Genomic DNA, 5,760 nt, shown 5'->3' on the forward strand with positions numbered 1-5,760 from the left:
CGAACGGCCAGATCAACCGGCATCCCGGCCGGGGCGGCATCGCGCGCCAGCCATCCGGCAATCTCCTGATTGACAATGGCGCTGATACTGCCCGCCCCGGTAAAGGCCTGGCTGACCCGCGTCGCATCGACATTGAGCTGCAACTCGGGCCGGTGCCCGACCAGCAGGTCGCGCTGGAACTCGGGCGGGATCACCAGCGAAAAGGTGTCGATCCCGGCATCCATCCGCGCATCCATTTGCGCGATGTCGATCTGGGCGGGCGTCATGAAATAGGGCGGCTGTCGCGTAGCCTTTAATTGTGAGATAGGAAATTCAACGAAATCAACGGTCGCCCTTTGCCCTTAAATATGCGATTTTGTCTTTAATTCCGATACTTTTACCCTTAAACCTGAGACAGGGTTCGCAGCTTCGTGTGGCAAATATTGATGGATGATGATCGCGAAGACTCCGTTGCCGCTGGTGCTGAGGAGGCGCGCAGGGCGGCCGTTCTGCGTCCGCTTGTTCAGGCATACCTCAAAGGAACTGGCAGTCTGGAAAGTGGCATCAATGACGCCGTTTGGGAGCTTGGTGTCAGCAGGGCGACTGTCTGGCGCTGGATAAAGCGTCTGGCCGAAGAGGGTGGGCGCACCAGCGCTCTGGTACCGCGGAAACGGGGCCGCCCGACTGGTACAACCTTGATATCCGGCAAGGTGGAAGCGGTGATCGAAGAACATCTTCGCCGTTATTTCTTACGGCGGGAACGTCCAAGCCTGTCGCGCATCGTGACAGAAATCCGAAGCGCGTGCTGGCAGCAGGGCTTGCAACCGCCGACACGTCGGACGGTTCAGCGCAGGCTGGATGCAATGGATGCCCGCGAAATTGCCAAGGCACGCGAAGGCGCAAAGGCGGTCCGCCAGAAATTTGCGCCGGTCGTAGGCGACAACAAGGCAAACCGCCCACTGGAGGTCGTGCAAATCGACCATACGCCTGCGGACATCATTCTCGTCGACAGTTTTGAACGCCAACCAATTGGGCGGCCTTGGGTCACGCTAGCGATCGACGTCGCAACGCGGATGGTTACCGGATATTACACCTCTCTCGAGGCTCCTTCGCGTCTGTCGGTGGCGCTTTGCCTGACACAGGCTGTGGCCCCAAAGGCGGAACTTCTGGCGGAATTGGTGTGCAATGTTCCTTGGCCCGCGCAGGGTAAACCACATAGCATCCACGTCGATAACGGGCGCGATTTCCGGTCGCATGCCTTTCGGTCGGCATGTGCGGAATGGGGGATCGATCTGGTCTATCGGCCGCCAGGCAGTCCTCATTTCGGAGGGCACATCGAACGATTGATCGGCACGATGATGGGGGCCGTGCACCTGTTGCCTGGAACAACGCAATCCTCGGTCGTGGCCAAGGGCGACTACGATGCCGAAGGCATGGCCGCGATGACTTTAGGCGAATTTGATCGCTGGTTTGCCCTGGAAATCTGCCGCTACAACAACAGCATTCATTCAAGTCTTGGCTGTACGCCCGTCGCCAAATGGGAGGTGCTCTCAGAGGAAATGATGGGCGACATCCCCTTCGAGATGGAAGCCTTTCGGGTAAGCTTCTTGCCGAGCGAACTGCGCAAGGTCAGGCGTGACGGCATCCATCTGTTCCAGATACGGTACTGGTCGGATGCGCTTGCAGGCCACATTGGGCGCGGGGATGGGAAGGTGGTCGTTCGCTACGACCCTCGCGATATCTCAATGATCTGGGTCGAATTGGACGATGGCCGATATGTTGAGGCGCGTTACAGAAACTTGGAAATTCCGCCCGTGCCGCTCTGGGAATATCGCGAAGCCATGAGGAAGGCCCGTGCCCTTGGCAAATCCGGGTCCAATGAGCTGGTCCTGGCTGAGCTGATCCGACAGCAACGCCAGATCGAGTTTGAAAGCCGGGGCCTGACGAAGGCCGAACGCCGATCCCGTGAAAGAAAAGGGACATTGGAGGACACCAACTCGGCTGTCTCGAAAACCGAAGGGCTGCGCCCGATCGACACGGGTGATACATCGCGCCCATTGTTCAAAGTGGAGAGATGGTGAATTGAGGGCAGGGACAACAGAGGAAGACGGTCGGATCGCCCTCATTCAATCGGATATCTGGATTGGCTTTCCGCGGGCCGAACAAGTTCTGGACCGTTTGCAGTGTATGATCGAAGCGCCAAGGCAAACCCGTATGCCTGGCCTTCTTGTGCATGGCGCATCCGGGATCGGAAAGACGATGATCGCCCGCAACCTGTCGCGCAGATATGCACCGGAATATGACCCAGCATCGGGAATTACGCGAACGCCGCTGTTGCTGCTACAAGCGCCGCCAGCTCCCGACGAACGGCGGTTCTATCTGCACATCCTTGCGACAGTCGGGGCACCGGCCACGGCACTGAGCGCGCGCGCTCAAAATGTGGCCTCCCTCGAAGTCCGTGTTGTTGCGCTTTTGCGCGACCTTGGCCTGCGAATGATCATGATCGACGAGGTCCACAACCTCTTGGCCGGGACCCATCGTGAACAGCGCCGCTTTCTCAATGTTCTTCGATATCTCAGCAATGAGCTCGAGGTGTCACTGGTCTGCCTTGGGGTCAGCGAGGCCGTCGATGCTATTCGCGGTGATATCCAGCTTGCCCGACGGCTGGACGAACATCATCTGCCAAACTGGCGCGACGATGCCGAGTTCTCGGACATGATCCAGACCCTTATTGCTGCCATGCCACTGGAAAAGAAGTCCAACCTGAAGGTCAAATCTCTCAAGCAGGTCTTGGCACTGACCGGTGGGGTGACCTCGCGCATCTTCGCTCTGGTCAAGGATCTTTCCATCGACGCCATTATCACAGGCGAGGAATGCATCACCGATGACGCAATCGCCAGATGGACGCCGGTTTGGTCGCGCCACTCGACCGCCCAGCGGCGGTTTGAGCCGTCCGGGGTTTGAAACCGCGCCCGCTCCCGAAGACTGTCGCACCTCTGCCAGATGAGTTGTTGTCAGGTTGGTTGTCTCGGCTGGCTGCCGCCAACTACTGTGATGACGCGGAACTGCTGGCCCATATCGAAATCGATACAACTCATGGCACGTCCTTGGACTTCAACATCGACGCGGCAGCGGCGGCGAAGATTGCCAACGCCGCACGGATTGACCCAGATGTTGTGCGATCTTTGACCTTCCCAGCAATGGCGACACGAGAAGCCTCGCTGACGGCCCAGATACCATTCCAGCATTGCCTGCAATGCTCCAGAGAGGGCCTTTCGCTCAAGCATTGGAGGCGAGCCTGGGCATTCGACTGCCAGGTTTGTGGGACGAGACTTGTGCCGACGCTCGGCAAGGCCAGTGGCGAACAGATGCCCGAAAAGCTGATAAATCGTGCGCGTAACGGCGCCGCGCGGCTTGAATACGCCGCGCGATTACGCAGCTCCAAGCAACTTCGGCGCGCAATGCGCGCGGTCACCTTTGCCATATCATTAAAGGCCTTCCGCGGAGATCCGTTACACGCTCTTCAGGGCCACAGGCTGGAAGTAAGGCTGTTTGGCCTTGCTGCAATTGATGCAGCCCAATCCCGTCCACTGGTCAAAGCGGCCATCTCAAGCTCCGGCATCGACGACTATGCAAGGGTTGCTCTATTGCGCGCCTTCGATAAGGAGCCACGTCTGCTTGCCGCGGTCGATTACATCGCCCGGCAGCGCGCGAAAAGCATAGGCGCGATGGCAGTGGAATCTCATAATTAAGGGCAAAAAATATCCCCGAACGCGTCGTGTCTCAGATTTAAGGGCAACGCGACACCAGCGAAAGACGCCGCGCGCGGACAAGTCCATTCAAATCGCCCTTCAACAGCGTGAAGCCGGCACTCTCAATCGCCACATCTGCACCGGTTCCCATTGCGATCCCGACGTCCGCCTGCGCCAGGGCAGGTGCGTCATTCACGCCGTCGCCAGCCATCGCGACCTTGCGACCCTCGGCCTGAAGCTCGCGGATGATGCGCGCCTTGTCTTCGGGCAAAACATCGGCCCGGACATCATCGATCCCAAGCCGTGACGCGACGGCACGCGCCGTGCGTTCGTTGTCACCTGTCGCCATGACAATCCGGAAGCCCAGTTCATGCAGCGCCTTCAATGCGGCGGGCGTCGTTTCCTTGACCGGATCGGCGACACTGACAAGGCCCGCCACGGCGCCGTCGATGATGACGAACATCACCGTTTCTCCTTCGTCGCGACGTGCGTTAGCAACTTGGGTCGCGGCAGGCGCGTCGATTCCAAGCTCACCAAGCATTCGCGCGTTCCCGAGAGCGACGGACTTACCGTCCACGCTTCCCTTGACCCCCATGCCGGTGACCGCCTCGAAGTCATGCGCGCTGGCAAGTTCTATCCCGCGCGCCTCGGCCCTGCGAACAATGGCCTCGGCCAGTGGGTGCTCCGACCCGCGTTCAAGGCTGGCGGCCAGCCGCAGGACCTCTTCCTCGTCATGGCCGTCCTCGGGAAGGACGGCGGCAAGCTCCGGCTTGCCCATGGTCAATGTGCCGGTCTTGTCGACGATCAGGGTGTCGACCTTCTCGAACGCTTCCAGGGCTTCGGCATTCTTGATGAGAACGCCCGCCTGGGCCCCACGTCCGGTTGCCGTCATGATCGACATCGGTGTCGCGAGCCCCAGCGCACAGGGACAGGCGATGATGAGCACCGCAATGGCGGAAACGAGACCATAGGCGAGGGCAGGGGTGGGCCCCCAGATCGACCAGGCAATGAATGAAACGATGGCCACGGCGATCACGGCCGACACGAAATACCCGGCCACGGCGTCGGCGAGCTTCTGGATGGGCGCGCGCGACCGTTGTGCGGCTGCAACCATCTCGACGATCTGCGCGAGCATCGTGTCCTCGCCGACGCGTTTCGCTTCGATGATTATACTGCCAGTGCCGTTGATCGTGGCGCCGGTAACGGCATCGCCTGTCACCTTTTCGACCGGCACGGGTTCGCCGGTGAGCATCGACTCGTCGACAGAGGACCGCCCGTCGATCACCTCGCCATCCACCGGCACTTTCTCGCCCGGTCGTACCCGGATGTGATCGCCGATCTGGACATCCTCAAGCGCCACTTCCTCCTCACTTCCATCGGCACGGATAATTCGGGCGCTCTTGGCTGCAAGGTCGAGCAGGGCCCGGATGGCGGAGCCGGTTCGCTCACGTGCGCGCAGCTCCAGGATTTGGCCGAGCAGGACCAGCACGACAATCACTGCCCCTGCCTCGAAATAGATGCCGACATTGCCCTGGTCGTCGCGGAAGCCTGCGGGGAAAAGGCCTGGTGCGATCACCGCGACGGTGCTGAAGGTCCAGGCCGCGAAGACGCCCATGGCGATCAGGCTGAACATGTTGAGGTTCAGCGTGCGGAAGCTCTTCCAGCCTCGCACGAGGAACGGCCAGCCGGCCCAGAGAATGACCGGCGTCGCCAGGATCAGCTCCAGCAAGTGAGCAAGCCTTTCCCCCGTCCAGTCGCGAATGGGCATGCCGACATAGCCGCCCATCGCGAGCAGCACGACCGGGATGGTCAGCGCCGCGCCGATCCAGAAGCGGCGGGTGAAATCAACGAGTTCGGGATTCGGGCCTTCGTCACCAGTGGGCACGCCCTTGGGTTCCAAAGCCATCCCGCAGATCGGGCAATCACCCGGTCCGACCTGCTCGATCTCGGGATGCATCGGGCAGGTGAAAATCGTTCCCTCGGGCATCGGCTCCGGCGCCGGCCCTGCACCCAAATACGTCTCGGGCTC

At 60.5% G+C, this 5,760-nt stretch carries 4 protein-coding genes and 1 pseudogene; 3 read left to right on the plus strand and 2 right to left on the minus strand.

Annotated features, from left to right (window positions below):
• Positions 1 to 266: pseudogene (locus KBT70_RS10110) on the minus strand (hypothetical protein); the annotation flags it as partial.
• A 159-nt stretch (positions 267 to 425) separates the two neighbouring features.
• On the opposite strand from KBT70_RS10110, the gene KBT70_RS10115 reads away from it, so the two are divergent.
• Genes KBT70_RS10115 through KBT70_RS10125 form a run of 3 tightly spaced genes read left to right on the plus strand, consistent with a single transcriptional unit; the run spans position 426 to position 3,731 of the window.
• Positions 426 to 2,060, plus strand: a complete 1,635-nt coding sequence (locus KBT70_RS10115; RefSeq protein WP_296632269.1) for a Mu transposase C-terminal domain-containing protein — start codon at positions 426 to 428, stop codon at positions 2,058 to 2,060.
• A complete protein-coding gene (locus tag KBT70_RS10120) occupies positions 2,020 to 2,943 on the plus strand; it encodes a TniB family NTP-binding protein (protein ID WP_296632272.1) in 924 nt (307 codons plus the stop codon). The genes KBT70_RS10115 and KBT70_RS10120 overlap by 41 nt, the downstream gene beginning before the upstream one ends.
• Positions 2,940 to 3,731 (plus strand): TniQ family protein, encoded by a 792-nt coding sequence (locus tag KBT70_RS10125; protein WP_296632275.1) that lies wholly within the window; start codon positions 2,940 to 2,942, stop codon positions 3,729 to 3,731. Before KBT70_RS10120 ends, KBT70_RS10125 begins: the two co-directional genes overlap by 4 nt.
• Before the next feature lie 37 nt (positions 3,732 to 3,768).
• Here the strand turns inward: KBT70_RS10125 and KBT70_RS10130 are convergent.
• The coding region (locus KBT70_RS10130; protein ID WP_296632279.1) for a copper-translocating P-type ATPase at positions 3,769 to 5,760 on the minus strand (1,992 nt) is incomplete at its 5' end.

Origin of the sequence: Roseovarius sp. (assembly GCF_018066915.1) — a bacterium.
Taxonomy (GTDB): Bacteria; Pseudomonadota; Alphaproteobacteria; order Rhodobacterales; family Rhodobacteraceae; genus Roseovarius.